Source organism: Aneurinibacillus sp. UBA3580 (assembly GCF_002375825.1).
Taxonomy (GTDB): domain Bacteria; phylum Bacillota; class Bacilli; order Aneurinibacillales; family Aneurinibacillaceae; genus Aneurinibacillus; species Aneurinibacillus danicus.
Window position 1 is genome coordinate 19,181 of sequence record NZ_DFMZ01000029.1, and the last position, 19,155, is coordinate 38,335.

At 48.2% G+C, this 19,155-nt stretch carries 20 protein-coding genes; 2 read left to right on the forward strand and 18 right to left on the reverse strand.

The genetic code is table 11. The features are described from left to right. Positions 1–114 precede the first annotated feature (114 nt). The 17 genes from B2899_RS04720 to B2899_RS04800 all read right to left on the reverse strand — a co-directional run bounded on the left by B2899_RS04720 (position 115) and on the right by B2899_RS04800 (position 16,959). Entirely contained in the window at positions 115–2,319 is a 2,205-nt protein-coding gene (locus tag B2899_RS04720; protein WP_286884354.1) for a PASTA domain-containing penicillin-binding protein, read from the reverse strand. An 11-nt stretch (positions 2,320–2,330) separates the two neighbouring features. Continuing rightward, a complete protein-coding gene (gene ftsL / locus B2899_RS04725) occupies positions 2,331–2,711 on the reverse strand; it encodes a cell division protein FtsL (RefSeq protein WP_170230058.1) in 381 nt (126 codons plus the stop codon). A 22-nt stretch (positions 2,712–2,733) separates the two neighbouring features. Continuing rightward, positions 2,734–3,675: a 16S rRNA (cytosine(1402)-N(4))-methyltransferase RsmH gene (rsmH, locus tag B2899_RS04730; protein ID WP_414631746.1), complete on the reverse strand. Its 942-nt coding sequence runs from the start codon at positions 3,673–3,675 to the stop codon at positions 2,734–2,736. A gap of 19 nt (positions 3,676–3,694) precedes the next feature. Next, positions 3,695–4,126 carry a division/cell wall cluster transcriptional repressor MraZ gene (mraZ, locus tag B2899_RS04735; RefSeq protein ID WP_146808047.1) on the reverse strand — a complete coding sequence of 144 codons (432 nt, stop codon included), beginning with the start codon at positions 4,124–4,126 and terminating at the stop codon, positions 3,695–3,697. Positions 4,127–4,308: 182 nt separating this feature from the next. Further along, positions 4,309–5,571, reverse strand: a complete 1,263-nt coding sequence (locus B2899_RS04740; RefSeq protein WP_286884355.1) for an adenosylhomocysteinase — start codon at positions 5,569–5,571, stop codon at positions 4,309–4,311. 18 nt (positions 5,572–5,589) lie between these two features. Beyond that, positions 5,590–7,221, reverse strand: coding sequence for a bacillithiol biosynthesis cysteine-adding enzyme BshC (bshC, locus tag B2899_RS04745; protein WP_286884356.1), 1,632 nt, complete (start codon positions 7,219–7,221; stop codon positions 5,590–5,592). A gap of 279 nt (positions 7,222–7,500) precedes the next feature. Next, on the reverse strand, positions 7,501–7,704 hold the full coding sequence (locus tag B2899_RS04750) for a hypothetical protein (protein WP_286884357.1): 204 nt from the start codon (positions 7,702–7,704) through the stop codon (positions 7,501–7,503). Between the two features lie 24 nt (positions 7,705–7,728). Beyond that, on the reverse strand, positions 7,729–8,097 hold the full coding sequence (locus tag B2899_RS04755; RefSeq protein ID WP_286884358.1) for a TetR/AcrR family transcriptional regulator: 369 nt from the start codon (positions 8,095–8,097) through the stop codon (positions 7,729–7,731). A 108-nt stretch (positions 8,098–8,205) separates the two neighbouring features. Then, on the reverse strand, positions 8,206–9,762 hold the full coding sequence (locus B2899_RS04760) for an acyl-CoA carboxylase subunit beta (RefSeq protein WP_146808051.1): 1,557 nt from the start codon (positions 9,760–9,762) through the stop codon (positions 8,206–8,208). Further along, a complete protein-coding gene (locus B2899_RS04765) occupies positions 9,737–10,675 on the reverse strand; it encodes a hydroxymethylglutaryl-CoA lyase (RefSeq protein WP_286884363.1) in 939 nt (312 codons plus the stop codon). Before B2899_RS04765 ends, B2899_RS04760 begins: the two co-directional genes overlap by 26 nt. Positions 10,676–10,687: 12 nt before the next feature. Beyond that, positions 10,688–10,903, reverse strand: a complete 216-nt coding sequence (locus tag B2899_RS04770; protein ID WP_146808052.1) for an acetyl-CoA carboxylase biotin carboxyl carrier protein subunit — start codon at positions 10,901–10,903, stop codon at positions 10,688–10,690. Between the two features lie 14 nt (positions 10,904–10,917). Then, complete coding sequence (locus B2899_RS04775) at positions 10,918–12,264, reverse strand: acetyl-CoA carboxylase biotin carboxylase subunit (RefSeq protein ID WP_286884364.1); 1,347 nt, start codon at positions 12,262–12,264, stop codon at positions 10,918–10,920. A gap of 180 nt (positions 12,265–12,444) precedes the next feature. Continuing rightward, complete coding sequence (locus B2899_RS04780; RefSeq protein WP_146808053.1) at positions 12,445–13,116, reverse strand: RsfA family transcriptional regulator; 672 nt, start codon at positions 13,114–13,116, stop codon at positions 12,445–12,447. Between the two features lie 140 nt (positions 13,117–13,256). Next, on the reverse strand, positions 13,257–14,018 hold the full coding sequence (locus B2899_RS04785) for an enoyl-CoA hydratase/isomerase family protein (protein ID WP_146808054.1): 762 nt from the start codon (positions 14,016–14,018) through the stop codon (positions 13,257–13,259). Between the two features lie 89 nt (positions 14,019–14,107). Further along, positions 14,108–14,980 (reverse strand): 5'-3' exonuclease, encoded by an 873-nt coding sequence (locus tag B2899_RS04790; RefSeq protein WP_286884359.1) that lies wholly within the window; start codon positions 14,978–14,980, stop codon positions 14,108–14,110. Between the two features lie 105 nt (positions 14,981–15,085). Beyond that, entirely contained in the window at positions 15,086–16,246 is a 1,161-nt protein-coding gene (locus B2899_RS04795) for a cation:proton antiporter (protein ID WP_286884360.1), read from the reverse strand. A 353-nt stretch (positions 16,247–16,599) separates the two neighbouring features. Then, the gene (locus B2899_RS04800) at positions 16,600–16,959 is read right to left on the reverse strand and encodes a Spx/MgsR family RNA polymerase-binding regulatory protein (protein WP_146808057.1); all 360 of its coding nucleotides are present in this window, start codon (positions 16,957–16,959) and stop codon (positions 16,600–16,602) included. A gap of 230 nt (positions 16,960–17,189) precedes the next feature. Here B2899_RS04800 and B2899_RS04805 point away from each other — a divergent pair, with 230 nt between their 5' ends. Continuing rightward, on the forward strand, positions 17,190–17,894 hold the full coding sequence (locus B2899_RS04805) for a helix-turn-helix transcriptional regulator (RefSeq protein ID WP_146808058.1): 705 nt from the start codon (positions 17,190–17,192) through the stop codon (positions 17,892–17,894). A gap of 110 nt (positions 17,895–18,004) precedes the next feature. Beyond that, a complete protein-coding gene (locus B2899_RS04810) occupies positions 18,005–18,292 on the forward strand; it encodes a DUF2626 family protein (RefSeq protein WP_146808059.1) in 288 nt (95 codons plus the stop codon). 76 nt (positions 18,293–18,368) lie between these two features. Here the strand turns inward: B2899_RS04810 and B2899_RS04815 are convergent. After that, on the reverse strand, positions 18,369–19,155 hold a 787-nt coding region (locus B2899_RS04815), incomplete at its 5' end, for a class I SAM-dependent methyltransferase (RefSeq protein ID WP_286884361.1).

The window sequence follows — 19,155 nt, forward strand, 5'->3', positions numbered from 1 at the left end:
TGTCTTTCTCCTCCTCACCGAATAGGCGCGGGACTTAGGCGTCTCGTGTCCGCGCGCGTTATGTTCTCACCAATAACCCTATTCGATGAGCAAAAAAGATAGAACAGGCTTTCCTTAGTTCTCCGCTTTCCTCTCCGTTTTGCCGTTCTTCTCCGACTTGCTTTCCTCTTCCGGTACAGGTGTTGGCGTTACCGATTTCGGCGCCAGCGTCACGGTAAGCTTGTCGCCTTTTTTTATCACCGTTCCCGGTTGAATGCTCTGGCTCACAACATAACCTTCACCCTTGAAAATAGGCACCTGCATATCAAGAAGCGATGCAAGCTCCATGACCTCACGCAGCGTTTTACCGCGCAAATCAGGCATTTGTACGCCTTCTTTCGACGTCAGCATATACACCGGCGTTCCCTTGGTGAGGGGCGTGGTCGCTTTCGGATACTGGCCGACTATGGTCTTCCCCTTGCCAAGCACCCGGCCTTTGAGACCGGCCTGTGCCAGCAATTGCTTGCCCGATTCCACCGTCTCTCCGCCGAGTTCCGGCATGACCACCGATTCATTCGTCACAACTTCTACGGTTTTTCTGTCCGTTTTATCCGGCGACAGTTTCAAATAGTGAAGGCTGCGCTCCATAACCGACTTAAAGATTGGTGCGGCAATAATTTTTCCTCCGGCGGACGGATTGTCGATGTGCGGTTGGTTGACTACGACATAAATGAGCAGCTTCGGATTGTCTTTCGGAGCAAAACCGATGAATGAGTTAATGTATTTTCCTGCCACGTAGCGCCCGTTTTCCGCGACCTGGGCGGTTCCGGTTTTACCGGCAACCTGATAGCCCGGCAGAGCGAAAGGCTGGCCGGTTCCGTTCTTCTCATTGACGACCGCGCCGAGCAAGTCGCGCGTCTGCTTGGCCGTCTCTTCGGAGACTACGCGCCGTACCATTTGCGGTTTATGCTCCTGGATAACTTTATCTGTTTTGGCATCACGGATTTCCTTTACAATATATGGTTTCATTAGCTTGCCGCCGTTTGCGATCGCACCTACGGCCGCCACCTGCTGGATAGCCGTTACGGATACGCCCTGGCCGAACGTGATGGAAGCTATGTCGCGCGGATAATATTTGCGGTTCGGATTAAACGATCCGCGGGCTTCACCCGGCAGGTCGATGCCCGTTTTTTGTCCAAAGCCGAACTTCGTCAAATAGCTGAACAGCTTCTCTTTTCCCAGCATATCGTATCCGAGACGGACAAATGCCACGTTACTGGAACGCTTTACGCCTTCTTTGTACGTAATCAGACCCCAGCCACGGCCCTGATTATGGTCACGAATTGGCTGTCCTTTAATCTTCGTATAAATCCCTGACATGTACGTCGCATTCGGGTTGAATTGTTTCTCTTCAATAGCCGCCGCCAGCGTAGCAATCTTAAACGTCGAGCCTGGCTCAAAGTTTGCCCCGATAACCGGATTGAAGAAGCTCTTAATGTCGGTTGGTGAATTCGGATTGAATGTAGGCCGGTTGCCCATACCAAGAATCTGTCCGGTATGCGGGTCGGACACAACCACGCTGACACCTTCCATCTTATATTTGGCCGTTGCCTCATTCAGTGCGTCTTCAATATAGTTCTGAATCTGATGGTCAATCGTCAGTACGACTTTATTTCCGTCCTTGGCCGGCTTGTACGATTCAACCCCGTCCGGCAGTTGATTGCCCCGACGGTCCGTCTTGAAAGTAAAGCTGCCTTTTTCCCCTTTAAGCTGATCGTCTAGCATACGCTCGATTCCCATTCTCGCTTCGCCTTCGAGATTGGTATAGCCGATGGCATGCGAAGCGAAAGCGCCATACGGGTAATAACGGCGTGACTCCTCATATAACCCGATGCCCGGAAGGTTGAGGGCCTTCACCTTTTCCGCCTTCTCTTTCGGAATCTTCCATCCTCCCGGCCTCAACTCCACCTGCGTCAAATCTTTCGACAAACGCTCCAGAATTTTCTCCTGCGACATATTAAGAATAGGCGCAAGCTTGGCCGCCGTTTCTTCTTTGTCTATCACATAGTTCTGGTTTTTCTGATCGTTCGGATACGGTTTTAAACGTGCGATAACGGTGTATGCTTTGCCATGGTAGGCGAGCAGCTGCCCATTCCGGTCGACAATGTCGCCCCGTTTGGGATTAATGGCATCGCTGCGTTCCCATGTATCCTTAGCCTTTGCCATAATTTCTGCACTGTCAACATACTGAATCCAGAACGTGCGCAAAATGAGCGCAAAAAAGGAGAGCGTGAACAGCCCCCCCATCAATAACGTGCGCAGATTGATTTTTTTCCTCATCTCGCATCTCCCTAGTTCGAGGCTGTGCCGCCTTTGAATACCCGGACTGTATCGTCAAGCTTTGTCAGTCCCATTTGTTCGGCAATGCTACGAATGCGTTCCGGTTTGCTCAGCTCGTCAATCTTGGCATGAAGCTCTCCGTTTTGCTCCGACACTTTCTTCACTTCCTGCTTCGTCTCGAGAATCTGGTAGTTATAGTCCGAAATCTTCGCATAGCGGGCAATAATGAATGTAGACACAGTGACAAGTGCGATGACGATAAAAAAGTAAAGCAGCTTCTCTCCTGCGCTAATGCCGCCAGGCCGAACTGTCACCCGCTTCTTCTGGACGGTCCGCTGTTTCGGCTTCCGTTCGATTTGTTTGGCTAAATTTCCCTGATTGTATGGCCGCAAAGCATTCGTCTCCTCCTTCTGTTTATATTTCCAGCTTCTCAGCAACACGCAGCTTCGCAGAGCGCGCTCTGCGGTTCTCGTTCAATTCCGCTTCTCCGGGTACAATCGGTTTGCGTGTAATAATTTTCAACACCGGCTTGTTTCCGCAAGCACACTGTGGAAAATCCGGCGGACATACGCAGCCCTTGCTATACTCCTGGTAGGTTTGTTTACAAATCCTATCTTCAAGCGAATGAAAAGTAATTACGCTTGCCCTGCCGCCGGGCGCAAGCAATCCGATGCCCGCTTCCAGCGCTTCTTTAAAGGCGTTCAGCTCATCGTTTACCGCAATGCGAATCGCCTGAAATGTCCGCTTTGCCGGATGCGGTCCGGTGCGTCTCGCCGCGGCCGGAATGCCGCGTTTAATCAACTCGACCAAATCTTCTGTAGTAACGATTGCACGCTTCTTGCGTTCGACTGCAATTTCTCTGGCGATACGGCGCGCAAACTTCTCTTCGCCGTATTCGAAAATAATGGACGCAAGCTTCTCTTCAGGCCACTCGTTAACAATTTCGCGAGCGGTCAGCGATTGCGTCTGATCCATCCGCATATCAAGCGGCGCGTCCGCATTATAGCTAAAACCCCGTTCTGCTTCATCCAACTGAGGCGATGAAACACCCAGATCGAACAGCACTCCGTCGATTTGTGGAATATGTAATTCTTCAAGTACCTGCTTGATACGACGGAAATTGCTTTTGACAAGCGTGACATGTTCCATGTACGGTGCCAGGCGTTCTTTAGCGTTGGCAAGGGCAATATCGTCCTGATCGATAGCGATGAGGCGGCCTCCTTCGCTAAGCCTTGATGCGATTAATGAGCTGTGGCCGGCACCACCAAGCGTACAATCTACGTAAATTCCGCCCGGCTTGATGGCCAAGCCGTCCACTGCTTCCTGGTGCAGCACCGTAATATGATGGAACATCATTTTTCCTCCTTGCGTCCTGCTATAAATCAAAGTCTACAATTTTCTCTGCAATCTCATTAAAATAATCGCCGGACTCGGACGTATACTTTTCCCACTCTGCCAGACTCCAAATCTCAATCCGGTTAGATACGCCGATAACAACGCATTCCTTATCAATTCTCCCGTGTCTGCGAAGGGTGACCGGTATATTTACTCTACCCTGCTTGTCCAGCACACATTCAGTAGCACCGGAGAAAAACAGGCGGGTAAACGCACGAGCATCGGCCCGAGTAAAGGGGAGGGCTTTCAGCTTTCCTGTCAGCACGCTCCATTCTTCCATTGGGTATACAAACAAACAGTGGTCCAGTCCGCGCGTCATGACGAAGCGTTCGCCGAGCTCCTCCCGGAAACGGGAAGGAATCGTCAGCCGTCCTTTATCGTCCAGCGTATGCTCAAACTCTCCCATGAACACGCCTTCTCACCTACCTGTTTACCTTTTCCTCCACTTTGCCCCACTTTATACCACATACGTATTCTAGCTTATAAAATGAAATCCTTCTATAAAAACTTAGGAAGTTTTGGTGAATTAGCGCTAATTGCATAAAAAAAATGTCGAATGGGTGAACACCCCCATTCGACACTGTGAGTTTTTTCCTATTCTTCTTTCCAGCTTTCCAGATACGCTTTCTGCTCTTCTGTCAAAGTATCTATGCCCAGTCCCAAAGCTTCCAGCTTCAAACGAGCCACCTGCTCATCCAGTTCATACGGAACGTTAAGCACGCGCGCCCCAATCTCTTTGTACCTCTCATTGACATATGCAAGAGACACAGCCTGCAGCGCAAACGTCATATCCATGATTTCCGCCGGGTGCCCGTCGCCTGCCGCCAGGTTGACGAGACGGCCTTCCGCCAGCAGATAAATTTTGCGGCCGTCTTTCATGATGTATTCCTCAATATCTTTGCGTACGACGCGCTTGGATGTAGAGAGCGCTTCAAGTTCCGGCTTATTGATTTCGACATCGAAATGACCGGCGTTGGACAAGATCGCGCCGTCTTTCATCACCTCGATATGTTCACCGCGGATAACGTCACGGTTGCCGGTTACCGTTACAAAATAATCGCCGTGTTTCGCCGCCTCCGCCATCGGCATAACTTCGAAACCATCCATGTATGCTTCGATCGCTTTGATGCCGTCGATTTCAGTAACGATAACTTTGGCGCCGAGACCTTTTGCACGCAGCGCCACGCCACGGCCGCACCAGCCGTAACCGATAACGACGACCGTTTTGCCCGCAACTACCAGATTGGTCGTGCGGTTGATGCCGTCCCATACGGACTGGCCTGTACCATATCGATTGTCGAACAAATACTTGCAGTACGCGTCGTTTACCGCGATCATCGGGAATTTCAATTCGCCCGACTTCTCTAACGCACGGTTGCGGATAACGCCTGTCGTCGTTTCTTCGCAGCCTCCGCGTACCTGCTCAAGCAGGTCCGGACGTTCGGAGTGCAGAATCGTAACGAGGTCGCCGCCGTCGTCAATGATTAAATCCGGTTTTGTTTCAAGCGTTTTGATAAAGTGTTCTTTATATTCAGCAGGGTCAGGATTGTATTTCGCAAATACTGTGATGCCGTCTTCTACAAGAGCAGCGGCTACATCGTCCTGTGTGGATAGCGGGTTGCTGCCTGTAATCGTAACGTCGGCTCCGCCGGCTTTCACAACTTTGGCCAGGTATGCCGTTTTTGCTTCCAGGTGCAGCGAAATGGCTACTTTTAAGCCTTTGAACGGCTGTTCTTTTTCAAACTGTTCACGAATGCGGTTTAACACGGGCATATGTTCTTTAACCCAGTCAATTTTCAGATGTCCGCTCGGCGCGAGACTCATGTCGCGCACGATGCTTTTTTCTGTTGTATTCAAAATGTCAGCCTCCCGTCTTTAATCAATAAATACCGCATAGTGTTCAGGTACAACGTCGTACGGATACGAGGCAAACGCTCTGAACCATTCCATGCCGTATTTGTTAAGATAACCAAATATATTGTAAACTCGTTCCTGCGGTTTGTCCAATGGAAACAGTGAAACTGCAATACGATCGAATTGGCGCAGCGCCGCTTCATGTTGTTTAACGAAGGCGGCCTGGATTTTGTTTTCATAATAGGAAACCTGTTCGAGAACTTTTTCCAGGTTTTTTTCACCGAGATTCTGCAGTCCGCGTTCGATTTCCGCCGCATCTCGAATAAGAGGAGTATACAGGCGCGTAATTTTCTCCCGCACATCATTAAACTTCTCTTCGAAGTTTAGTGTATCCTGAGCGGCAAGGAATTGTTCACGTTTCTCCGCGAGGCCGGTCAACGCCTCTTTCGTGCTCACTTCATACTTGCGCATGTTTTTCTGCACCGCGCCTTCGAACAGGCTAAACGACAGCCGCGGAATAAGCGGCGGCATCTCAAAGCCCATGCGTCGGAATGACTCGGCATACAGTCCCCAGTAGGCAATCTCCCCCGGTCCGCCGACGAACGCAAGTGTCGGCAGCAAATATTCCTGCATCAACGGTCGCGTCACCACATTGGCGCTGAATTGCTCTGGATTCTCTTCGAGCATGGTAAGCAATTGTTGTTTGGTATAGGTCTCGCTTCCATCGCGCGTTTGGAATGTGCCGTCCGCAAGCCGTGTTACACCGACACGCTCCCCTTCCCGATACAGAAAAAATTGCGCGTTTGACCTATCCGTCTCCACCTGCCGATGATAGCCGAGCGCTTCGAGTTTCTCCCCCTGTACAGATACCGCTTCGTTCAGTTCTTCATTCCGCTCAATAATTTGCGCAAACACCGGCTTCTCTAAGCGTCGTACAAACGGAAGCGCCGCATCCATTAGGATAAGTCCCTGTTCGCCGAGCAGCCACGCCATCGTTCGTGCGAAAAAACCGGTGAGCGTATCGGAGCTTTCGGCAAACCGGTACAATGTTTCTTTTATTTCCCCGGAAAATTCGGTCTCGATTTGTTCGGCGAAATACTCGTCAATAAAGGTACGTATTTCATCCGGAGCTACCGGCAAATGTGAGATGGACGTCCGTCCTGCGTGCTCTGTCCCAAGCTTTACTTTCTTCACTTCAGACGCGCGCGTTTGTACATACGTATGGTTGACCTCTTCATAGTCATGGTCTTCGCCTGCAATCCAGAATACCGGAACGACCGGCTTGCCCCGCTTTGCTTCCTGCTCTTCCGCAAGCCGAATGATGGTAATCGCCTTATGAATTGTATAGAGCGGACCGGTGAGCACACCCGCCTGCTGGCCCGCCACCGTCACATACGCATCCGGTTGGCGCAGCTTCTCGATGTTCTGTAAGGCATGCGCATGATTGCCGATTTCCCTGTTAAACGCAAGCAGTCCGTCTACCAGTTCCGGCCGGTTCGATGCCGGATGCGCAGCAAGCCAACTGAGACGCTTCTCAATACTGGCCTGCTCGTATGGTCTATATAAATAAAACTCTTTCACTTTCTCATAGTTATGTATGTAATCACGCACAATCGCTTGGCCGGGTAGTAATCGTACCTTTTGCAGTTGCACACGGTTCATCCTTTCTTTGCTTATTTAAAATAAGTATAACACAAAATCACCATCACTTATCTAGCTACAAGCCCTGCCGTGAAAATGAACAAGTGATCGAGCAACGCTCGTAGTACGAAGGAAAAGAGAGAAGAGAACGAGACAGTGATTTCAATGCAGAAAAAGGCGAAGGCCTTTTTCTTCTCCGGATCTTCTTTCCTCTTCCCCTTCCTTCTTTTCTCATGATTTTCAAAGAAAAAAGATAGATGAGAAGTTAGCCTCCCATCTATCTTGTCTCCTTCACTCGTGAATATGCTTCTCTGCCTTATCCTCAAAGGCTGCTTGGTCAATCATGTGCTGCACAAGCCCCATTACATACCTCCGGTTTTCTTCCTGCTGATCCGGAAAAAAGAAGCCAATATGCGTTACCGCTGCCATATACGTCAGTACATGACGCTCCGTCCATGCAGATTGTGCGGTAAACTCGGCAAATACACTGAGCAAGTGCTTTTTAAGCTGCTCGTGGGCCTACATCTGTGCCTTGTGGCCTTCATCCCGCATTTCTGCGTTCCGCTGCGGATCTTCAACAATTTCGCGCCAGAAGCTGGAATGACTGGCAGCGAATGCGAGCAAAAGCTCGGTAATCGATTGTAGCTTCTCTATGGACGTCTGTTCCTCATCCCGCGTAATCTGGAAAATCCGGTGGTCGAGTTCGTCCGATTGCTGGACCAGTATCGCCTGATACAGCACCGCTTTATTCGGATAATAGTTATAAATAGTACCGACGGCAATGCCCGCTTCTTTGGCGATAGAGCGCATATCGGCCTGCCGGTACCCTTTTTCGATGAAAATCTTGTGCGCAGCCGTTAGAATACGCTGTTGAAAGGAATGACTCATGTTCTTGCTCCTCAATCGCTATCAATATGTTCCATCATAACACATCCGCATACATTCGAAAACGCCAATCGAGGAGCGGTGTGTAGCCGACTCGCCATCACCAAGGGCTTATACTGGATAGACCGGATGCTTGCGATGCGAGAAGGTCAGTTGTTTGCTGCTATAAACTTCAAGACGGCCAATCAGCTCTTTGCGAAGTTGGTTTCCTTCTACAATTCCATCGATAATAAGCTCGGAAGCGAGGCGATAGATATCGATGTCTTCCTGGTATTCCTTTCGTTTTTCCATAACGAACTTTTGGCGTTCCTGCGGGTCTTCGATTGCGTTAATCTTGTTACTGTACACCGCATTCACGGCTGCTTCAGGACCCATTACCGCAATCTGTGCTGTCGGGAGTGCCAGGCAGCAATCTGGCTCGAACGCAGGACCTGCCATTGCGTACAGACCTGCACCGTATGCCTTGCGCACAATCACAGAAATCTTTGGTACAGACGCTTCCGACATCGCCGAAATCATCTTGGCGCCGTGGCGAATAATACCTGCACGCTCTACTTTCGTACCAATCATAAAACCAGGGACATCAGCAAGGAACAGTAATGGAATGCTATAGGCATCACACAGGTTGATGAAACGCGCTGCTTTATCTGCCGAATCGACAAAGAGTACGCCGCCTTTCACGCGCGGCTGGTTTGCAAGGATGCCGACAGGCTTACCGTCCATACGCGCGAATCCGGTTACCAATTCCGCTGCGAATAACTTTTTCATCTCATAGAAAGAGCCTTCGTCTACAATGGCCTCAATCAACTCATGCATGTTGAACGGCGCGTTTTGGTTGGTCGGGACAATCTCTTCTACGCTGCGCACGCCTGCCTTCGGCGCTTTCGCCTTGCGTACCGGCGGTTTCTCCTGGAAGTTAGCCGGAAAATAAGAAAGGTACTGACGTGCGGATTCAATCGCTTCCTGCTCAGAAGCGGCCAATACGTCGCCGCAACCGCTAACAGAGCAGTGCATGCGGGCACCTCCCATTTCTTCAAGCGTAACCTTCTCTCCGATGACCATCTCGGCCATGCGTGGCGAGCCCAGATACATGCTGGCATTGCCATCCACCATAATAACAATGTCGCAGAATGCCGGGATGTATGCGCCGCCGGCCGCAGAAGGTCCGAACAATACGCATACCTGTGGCACCATACCGGACATCTTCACCTGATTGTAGAAAATGCGGCCGGCACCACGACGGCCCGGAAACATTTGAATCTGGTCCGTAATGCGCGCCCCTGCTGAATCAACGAGATAAATCATCGGCACACGCAGCTTTTCAGCCGTTTCTTGAATGCGGATAATCTTCTCAACCGTACGTGCGCCCCAAGACCCGGCTTTGACAGTGGAGTCGTTTGCCATGACGCACACTGTCTGACCATTTACTTTGCCAATAGCAGTGACCACGCCATCTGCAGGCAAATCGCCAGCCATGAAATTGGCAAACAGGCCATCCTCAAGTTGAAATTCATCATCAAATAACAGCTTCAGTCGATCACGTACAAAAAGCTTATTCTGTTCTTTGTTTTTGAGATGGTATTTCTCGGCGCCGCCGGCCTGTATCTGCTCAACTCGTTCACGAAGCGTATCTGTAAGCGCTTTACTTGCCTGCTGTGTATTGCTCATTGCCGCATTCCCCTTCCTTGCCTGTTTTTTTCATTGCCTGCAGTACCCGTGAAGGCAGTGTGCGGTTCAGCACACGTTCCATAAACGCGCCTGTCTCCACCAGCTTCTCCAGTTGCACGCCCGTCTCTATCCCCATACCATGAAGCATATACACCAGGTCCTCCGTCGAGATGTTGCCGGATGCGCCCGGAGCATACGGGCAGCCGCCAAGCCCTGCAATCGAGCTGTCAAACGTGCGAATGCCCGCTTCAAGCGCTGCATAGACGTTCACAAGTCCCGTGCCGCGCGTATCGTGGAAATGACCGGCGAGCCGCGCTGCACCAAATTGTTCGATAAGGGAAATAAATCGCTCCTTCACCTGGCCTGGCGTACCCACGCCGATCGTGTCTCCGATGGAGACTTCATAGACGCCCATGCGCAGCAGCTTCTCCGTTACACGAGCCACTGCCGAAAGAGACACTTCTCCTTCGTACGGACACCCGAATGCAGTGGACACATAGCCGCGCACACGCATCCCTTCCGCTATGGCTGCCTCAACCACTTCCTGCAGGACCGGGTACGTTTCTTCAATTGTTTTATTGATGTTGCTTTTGTTGTGCGATTCACTGGCCGACATGAACACGGCAATTTCCCGTATTCCAGTCTGTCTGGCTCGTTCCAATCCCTTAAGATTGGGCACAAGCGCACTGTAGACGACATCATCTTCCCGATGCAGTTGATTCAGCACATCAACCGCATCGGCCAGCTGTGGAATCCACTTCGGATTAACAAAGGAAGTCGCCTCGATATGACGGATCCCTGCACTGACTAATCGCTCAATCAGTTCAACCTTGACAGAAGTAGGAACGCTGTCTTTTTCGTTCTGCAACCCGTCGCGCGGGCCGACTTCAAAGAGCGTAACCCGGTTATCCATCATGCTACCTCCTTATCCTTCAAGCTCGATCAATATATCTCCCTCATTGACAAAATCACTGATATTTACTTTAATGGCGGTTACTTTTCCGGACACTTCCGCCGCTACCGGCACTTCCATTTTCATGGATTCGAGCATAACGACGTCAGCGCCTGCCTGCACTTCGTCTCCTTCATTCACCAATATATTGATTACTGTACCTGCCATATTTGCTACAATTTGTTTCATACGCTCTCTTCCCCCTATTTGTTGTTCATTCTTTTCATTTGCTGGACGAATTGCGTCGTATATATACCAGCGGCAAATTCCTCATCACCGAGCACCTCGCTAAGCATTGAGATGTTTGTTTTAATGCCTTCGATCGCATATTGAGCAAGCGCGTCCTCAGCCCGTGCAATCACTTCCGCCCGCGTGTTGCCGCTGACAATGAGCTTGCCGATCATCGGGTCATAGAACGGTGTAATCACCGAGCCGGACTCGACTGCGTCATCGATGCGAATCCCTTCACCTTCCGGCTGCTCATAGCGGGAAATCGTACCGGGAGACGGCATGAATGTAACCGGATCTTCGGCATAGATGCGAAGCTCCATCGCATGCCCCTGCTGTGTTATGTCTTCCTGTGTAAATGGTAGCGCTTTCCCTTCAGCGATTGTAAGCTGCAGCTCTACCAAATCAAGCCCCGTTACCGCTTCGGTGACCGGGTGCTCTACCTGCAGGCGTGTATTCATCTCCAGGAAGAAAAATTCTTTATTCCCGTCCATAATAAATTCGACGGTGCCAACCCCTGTATATTCAACGGCTTGCGCCGCCCGTACAGCAGCGTCACAAATCAGACCCCGTGTCGTCTCGTCGAGGAAAGGAGAAGGGCTTTCTTCGATTACTTTCTGATGGCGACGCTGAATCGAACATTCACGTTCGAACAAATGCACGATACGGCCATGCTCATCGCCGGCAATTTGGACCTCAATATGATGCGGATTGTCAATATATTTCTCAATAAACATATCATCGTTACCGAAGTATGCTTTCGCACGTCCTTTGGCAGATTGAAATGCTTTTCTAACCTCTTCGTCATCGCGGCAAATCTGCATCCCGATACCACCGCCGCCTGCGCTGGCTTTCAGCATGACCGGATACCCGATTTCTGCTGCGACGCGGCACGCTTCTTCTGCATCTAAAATGTTGCCGTTATAGCCTGGAACGACCGGCACACCTGCTTCTATCATCTTGCTGCGTGCACGAATTTTGGCGCCCATATCTTCCATCACTTCCGGACGTGGACCTATGAATATCATCCCTTCTTCCGCGCACCGTCTTGCAAAGCGTCCATTCTCGGACAGCAGGCCGTAGCCCGGGTGGATGGCATCGGCACCATGTTCTTTGGCGGCCTGTAAAATCGTTTCCATATTCAAATAGCTCTGCGCCACCGGCGGCGGACCAATTAAAACCGCTGTATCCGCTTCACGCACAAAAGGCATGGTGGCATCGGCCTCGGAATAAACCGCAATCGTACGAATTCCTTTTGCTTTGCACGTTCGTATGATTCGACGGGCAATTTCGCCCCGATTCGCAATGAGGACCGTTCTAATTTCCATTCGCTCACCCTTTCATGCACAATATGTAAAAATAGGTTGCTATATCTTATTAGTTTCTACAAACGCTCAAAAATACCTTTTTACTTTCGAAATTTTTTTAATTGTGCAGTATAAAAAAAGAGAGACAGAAGAGCAAAGCCTATGCCCTGCCCTGATCTGTCCCTCTTTTTTACTCTACCGGTAATCGACACGCTCGAGGTTACCGTTGGCATCCATCTTAAAACGCTGCTTGACATCCACGTCTTCTTCGCTGCCGAGAAACGCCATTTTCCGCGCACGGTCCATAATTTGAATCAGCGCTTTGTAATCGTCATTGACAACTTGATAGTTCGACTTCATTAAAGACAACTCTTCTTTCAGACTCTCATTCTCGGCGCGCAATTCTTCCAGCTCTCTGCGGCTATCCTCAGCTTCTTTTTCCAACTGCTTCATACGCTTGAATACATCCTTCTGACCGCGCAAGAAGCGAATGACCACATCGAACGAAAGCTCTTCCTGCATCTCCTGATGCCGCAAAGCCACCGTTTCTTTTCCATTAGTCTGGTTATTCTCTTCTACTAGACTTGCCTCTTCTACCAGGGAAAGAGAAGCTACGCTTTTGAGCTTCCGCTTCGCTTTCTTCCGCTCCTGACGGTGAGCCTTGGCGATTTGAATCGCGTCCTCATAGCGTTTGCGCACGGTGCTGTTCCAGCGGAACCCGCACGCCGCTGCCGTCCTGCTGAGCCGCTCGCCTACTTCTTCGAATGCGCACAGTTGTGTACTTCCTTCGCGGATATGGCGCAGTGTCACTTCAGCCAGCAACAAATCATCATCCGGTGTCCATGCATCCTGTCGTGTTGCCGTCATATATGAATCCCTCCGTTTACTTTGCAATTTGCCTTGTTATCACTATTTTTATGCACTTGCTAGATTTCATAGACTGATTTTCTAGTAAAATAGTATGTCCAGCCATTGAAAGTTTTAAACGCAGGGATTTTCGGTTTCTTTTATTTTTTTTGCAAAAATTTCTGAACTACGCCATAATGAGCGTCTGATCCCCAAAGCGAGGAGCAGAGATCAATCTCTTCTTCGATGCATACGTCGCGCGCCAGGCCGGAATCAACCATTTTGGCGACTTTCATGTATGCTTCGATGCCTGCAAGCGGTTTATCGGCAATTTTTGCAGCGAAGGCAAACACCTCTTCGCGCAGTGTCTCATGCGGAAACACACGATCAATAAATCCAATCTCTTTACCGTATGCAGCGTCGAACAACTCTCCCGTCAACAACAGCGTAAGCGCGTTGTTTGTGCCGATTTTCTCCATAAGTCGAGTGCCGCTTCCCCACCCGGTAATAATGTGCATGCCGATTTGTACGAATCCCATCTTCGCTCTGTCACTCGCCATACGGAAACGGCAGGCGGTGGCGAATTCACAGCCGCCACCGATGGCCGCCCCGTTCATCATGGCGATCGTTGGCTTCGGATACCGCTCAATCTTGCTAAGCAGACGAGCCACCCGCATAAGCATCGGATAAGACTTGTCCTTCGTGCGTACTGATAGGAACTGGTCGAGATCTCCTCCCGACACGAATGCTTTATCTCCGGCACCTGTAAAAATAACTACTTTTACTTCGTTATCAGCGGATAAATCATCCAGACATGCGTCCAGCTCTTCTACCATTTCAAAACTAATCGCATTTCGGACTTCCGGGCGGTTCAATGTTACGAGAGCGATCCCGTCCTGCTTTTCTATTAAAACTGTGCTCATCTTCTCTCTCCCCTCATTCACTTGGTTTACATAGTATACTCAGCCAGCCTATTTAGCAGGCGGTGAATCTCAAATTCAGCAACGTATTTTCAAGTTAAAATTAATTTCGTAAGACCCTTGAACTCCAATGCTTCAAATTGCTCTTTTACCTTATCATAATCGACTTTCCAGCCACACTCGTTAAGTGAGCACGTAATTGGAACATCTGTTTTAATTCTGGCCAACTGCCTGGAAAGGTGAAGCATGTCTATATCTGTTTCAATTTTTTTTCGAAGTCCAGCGGAAAGGGAAGATATATTCTCTAGAATCCCTTCGATTGTTTGATGTTCTTTCAACAACTTTAAAGCGGTCTTTTCTCCAATCCCCCTTACCCCTGGATAACAATCGCTCGAATCACCCATTAAAGCTTTTAAATCAATAACCTGTTCAGGAGTGATTCCCATTTCACTCATTAGCAATTCAGGAGTATAAACAGTATAGTTAGACAACCCTTTTTTCATGATTACCGCATGAACACGATCATTTATTAGTTGTAAACTGTCCCGATCGCTCGTTAAAATTCTAACATCTGCTTTACTGCCATAGCAACGAGATAAAGTGCCGATACAATCATCCGCTTCGTATCCCTTTACACCAACATTAGGAACCCCAAAGCTACTTACTACATCTTTGACTAAATCGAACTGCGGAAGCAATTCATTTGGCGGTTCTGATCGATTCGCCTTATAGGAAACGTATAAATCGCTCCGAAACGTTTTACTTCCCATATCCCAGCAGCAAACTACATGACTAGGCTTAAATGTCTGAACGGCATCCCAAAAATACTTCACAAAACCATAAATAGCATTTGTTGGTACGCCTGAGCTAGTTTTCATAATATATCCATTATAAGAAGTCGCGTAATAAGCGCGGAACAATAAAGACATTCCGTCAACAAGCAATACTAAATTAGAGTCTGGCAAGCATAATCTCCTCCGTTCATTTCACTGGTGTAATTATATCACAGTTGTTCACCCTCCCAACTAAAAGCATGTACATGGACCGCTCTCTTTTGTAAATGATTTGATTTACGTTTCCTTTTTAACACCCACTTTTTCGGCGCCTTTATCCGTAAAGAACCATTTCATCATGGGAGGCGTCACAATTGTCGTAACCAAAACCACCACTACAAGCACTGAAAATAGCTCTTTATCAAGCATACTTGTCTCAAGGCCAATTCCTGCAATAATTAAAGCCACTTCGCCACGGGATACCATGGCTGAGCCAATCCCCAGCGAGTTTCGCCAGTTGAATCCAGCCGCCATCGCACCAAAGGCCCCGCCAACCAATTTCGTTACAATAGCTACTATGCTAAAACCTAGAATTAATCCCAACTGGTTTCCAATCCCGCTAAATTCTACAGCAACACCAATGGAGGTGAAAAATACAGGCACAAAAACGGCATAGCTTATGGTTTCTATCTTTTCGGAAACCTCGTCTCTATAGTCAGTAAAACCAATGGTAATCCCCGCGATGTAAGCGCCAATAATCGCCGCAACTCCTGCATACTCTGCCAGATAAGCAAAAAGAAAACAGATAATTAACCCTGCAGATATGACCGATTCCGTAACGCGAAGCGGAGCAAATTGTTTCAGTATCCACGGGACCAATTTCCAGCTAAGCAAGATAACAACGGCAAAGAAAACTACCTTCTTCAGAATAACCGCTCCAAGATGTACATCACCACCGGCTAAACTCATAAGGAAAGCCAGCGCAATGATGACAAGAAGATCATCAATTACCGCAGCTCCCAGAATGGTTGTTCCTTCTCTAGAATTGAGCTTTCCCATCTCTTTTAACGCTTGAACCGAGATGCTTACGCTTGTAGCTGACAGCAACAGGCCAAGGAAGAGTGAATGCAGGGGGGCAAGACCTAAAATCATACCGGCAAGATAGCCTGCTGCTAAAGGGACAATAATGCCTACGACCCCAACATAAGTAGAGGCCTTGCCTGTTCGCTTAAAATCATCTACGTCGGTTTCGAGACCGGCAATAAACATAAGAAGAATGACACCAATTTGGCTTAGCTCACCTAAAATCTCTGTATCCGTTATCACTCCTAAGACCGCTGGTCCTAAAACAATCCCGATAAGCAGCTTCCCTAATACAGCTGGCTGACCTAAACGTACGCTAATGTCCCCCGCTATTTTAGAAGCAAGTAAGATGATAGCTAACTGAAAAATAAGCATATTTTCTCCGCCTTTCTTCTTTATATAATGATATTTTGTCTAAAAAACCGTTACAAAATAGAAAAAGGAGCCTGTGACCACAGGCTCCTTTTAGACATAGATAAGCCTCTGGTGACAGACTCCTCCAAAAACAAACATATTCAATATTATGTAAGTTATTATACCATACTTATGTAATGAAAGATAGAACCTTTTTATATTGCAAAGATCGGAATTGCTCCCCCGTATACACAAAATAGAGGGAAAGTATATGTCGCTTTAGAACTGTAAATCAACATATACTTTCCTATACGTACACAAAAAGCCGACGGGAATGCCCGTCGTCCTTATTCTTAGCAAAACAATATACGGCGCTATGCCAGCAAATCCTGCATGGCGGTGCGGTTATAGCCGATAATCAAGTTTTCTCCGTCAAAAATAATCGGCCGACGAAGCAGTCGCGGCTCCTCACTCACCATCTCCAAGAGCTCGGAAACAGTCATGTCTTCGATATCTTTGTCCAATTCTTTAAACTTGCGGCTGCGCGTTGATAAAATGTCATCAATTCCATTGTTAGTCATTTTGATAATTTCTAACAATTCTTCAGATGAAGGAGGATTTTTAAACAGATGACGCTCATCATACTCGATTCCTTTTTCTTTCAGGAATGCTTTCGCTTTGCGGCAAGAGGTACAGCTTGGATAAGTATAGAATGTTAAATGGTGCTCACTCATCCCCGGTCATCTCCTTGTCAACTATTCAAATGTTATTTATCTATGACAAATGTATAGCTTATAAAAAATGTAAAGTGAATAAAGAATAGGAATTCCTACCTTTTAATTAACTTAATTATATTATTGCATTTATTTCTATGTCAATAGTGTTTACAAAAGTTTCATTTACCCTTTCTTTTATTTGTACTATAATTAACCCCAGATATAAGAAATAAAAAGGGGGACTCCCGATGGAAAATGAAACCTTAAAATTAACCAGCGTTCTTGCTGACCCTACTCGTTTTTCCATTTATCAATACATTGTGTCCAGTCATCGTGCCGTCACCGTGCAAGAAATTGCCGAACAATTCGATATTCATCCAAACGTCGCGCGCCTGCACTTAACAAAACTTGAGGACGTAAACCTGTTGAATTCCACCTCAGAAAAAACCGGAAAAGGCGGACGTCCTAGCCGTTTGTACTCTTTGTCTGATGAGGTTATCAGCCTGCAGTTCCCGCCGCGTGACTACCAGCTTTTGGCTAATATCGCTATTGAAACGCTTCTTTCTTTAGGTGAGGCGGGACAGAAAGCGTTGTATGAAATGGGGCGTAAATTCGGCCATGAAGCTGCAAGACAGGCAATCGAGAAAGAGCGTGTCGGTTTTACCGGAATGAAGACAGAAGAAAAAATTGCTTCGATCCATCGCCTGGTGTTGGCTCAAGGACTCAATCCGGAAATCGAACTCATTGATGAACAACATCTCCGTTTCCGCGTGTATAACTGCACATTCAAAGAAACAGCCGTGAAAAATCCGGAAAGCATCTGCCGGATGCATCATGCGCTGCTGCTTGGCATTTTCGAAACATACTTCGGCGAGAATATTTCCCTAATTGAAGAAAATTCTATGCTGGCAGGTTGTAAGTCCTGCGACTATACAATGTTACGCCTTTCCTGATGTGTCATACAATGGACAAACCTTTACATTTACAGGCTTTAATGACTGGATTATAATAAGAATGATTTACAGTTTTATCTAGAACAGCAGCAAAAGGAGGGAAATTAGAGATGGCACGCATGTATCGTGTACTGGCATTTTTTTGCCTGGTCATTGCGCTAATGGGGTTATGGGGTGGACTGCAAGCAATGGCACTGTTATTCTTTGCTCAAACGGGCATGTTCCTGGCTTTGAGCTTTGTTGAACTTTCGGAAAGAACATACATGACAATTTTTATGACTTACCTGCTGTTAGCGTTTACCGGCTTTATGTTCTACGCTTTCTTCGGTGATTATCCGAAGAACCTTGACGGAGAGCATGCAAGTGCTGTAGTAAACACGCTGTCCTCATTCCTATAATACATGCGAAAACGGAGCGGAATTTCGTCCCCTCCGTTTTTTTATTTAGCATCCATTGCTTTTCCTTCTGTGTTCTCTACATCTGCAATGACCAGGGTGTACAGCAGGTTAGCGTACTCTCTACTCCCTTTGCCTGGATAAGCACACGAAACGCATGTCCCATCCCTTCCGGCATAATAAGCTGTCGGATGGCACGATTTCGCTTCGCAGCTTCATTGCGGAACGGATCGCCTCCCGTATGCGACTGCAAACGCGCCACTATCCCCGCCTGCATCAGAAATTGCTGTTGTGTATAAAACCCCAGCGTCTTAAGCCCGCATACTTCACCTTTATCGATAAGCGCCGAAAAATTCACGTGAGACGTTATGTCACTTTCACCGGGGGCTTTATACGGATCTTCGCTTATTGTATGCGAACGGTAACACAGCAGGGTTCCGTTCTTTCGCGAGGGCGCATACAGGACACCGCGCTCATATCCATAATCAACGGTTAGTATATAGCCCCTGGTTAGCCATCCTGCTACGTCTTCCATCCAACGAAGACTCTCCAGGTTTACCTCGGTGCGGTAGCCTTCCAACGGAGGAATGCACTCGTCTTTGATATAATCGGCAAGCATCGGGGTTGAGAGTGGACCAAGCCGCTCGGAAAACAAGCGTCCTTCCTCTTCCTCCTCTTCTTCTGTCACATAGACTTCATGCCAGCTTCCGTCACGATATTCAATCAAGTGAACGGGAAATGCGTCCGGAAGCTCATTGGAAAAAAATACACCATGCAGTTCTCCCCATTCGGCTTTAGCCTCCTTGATACTTTCATACCAGCGCACGTCAACGGCCTCTCCGAAAGCGGAAAGAGCTTCCTGCTGA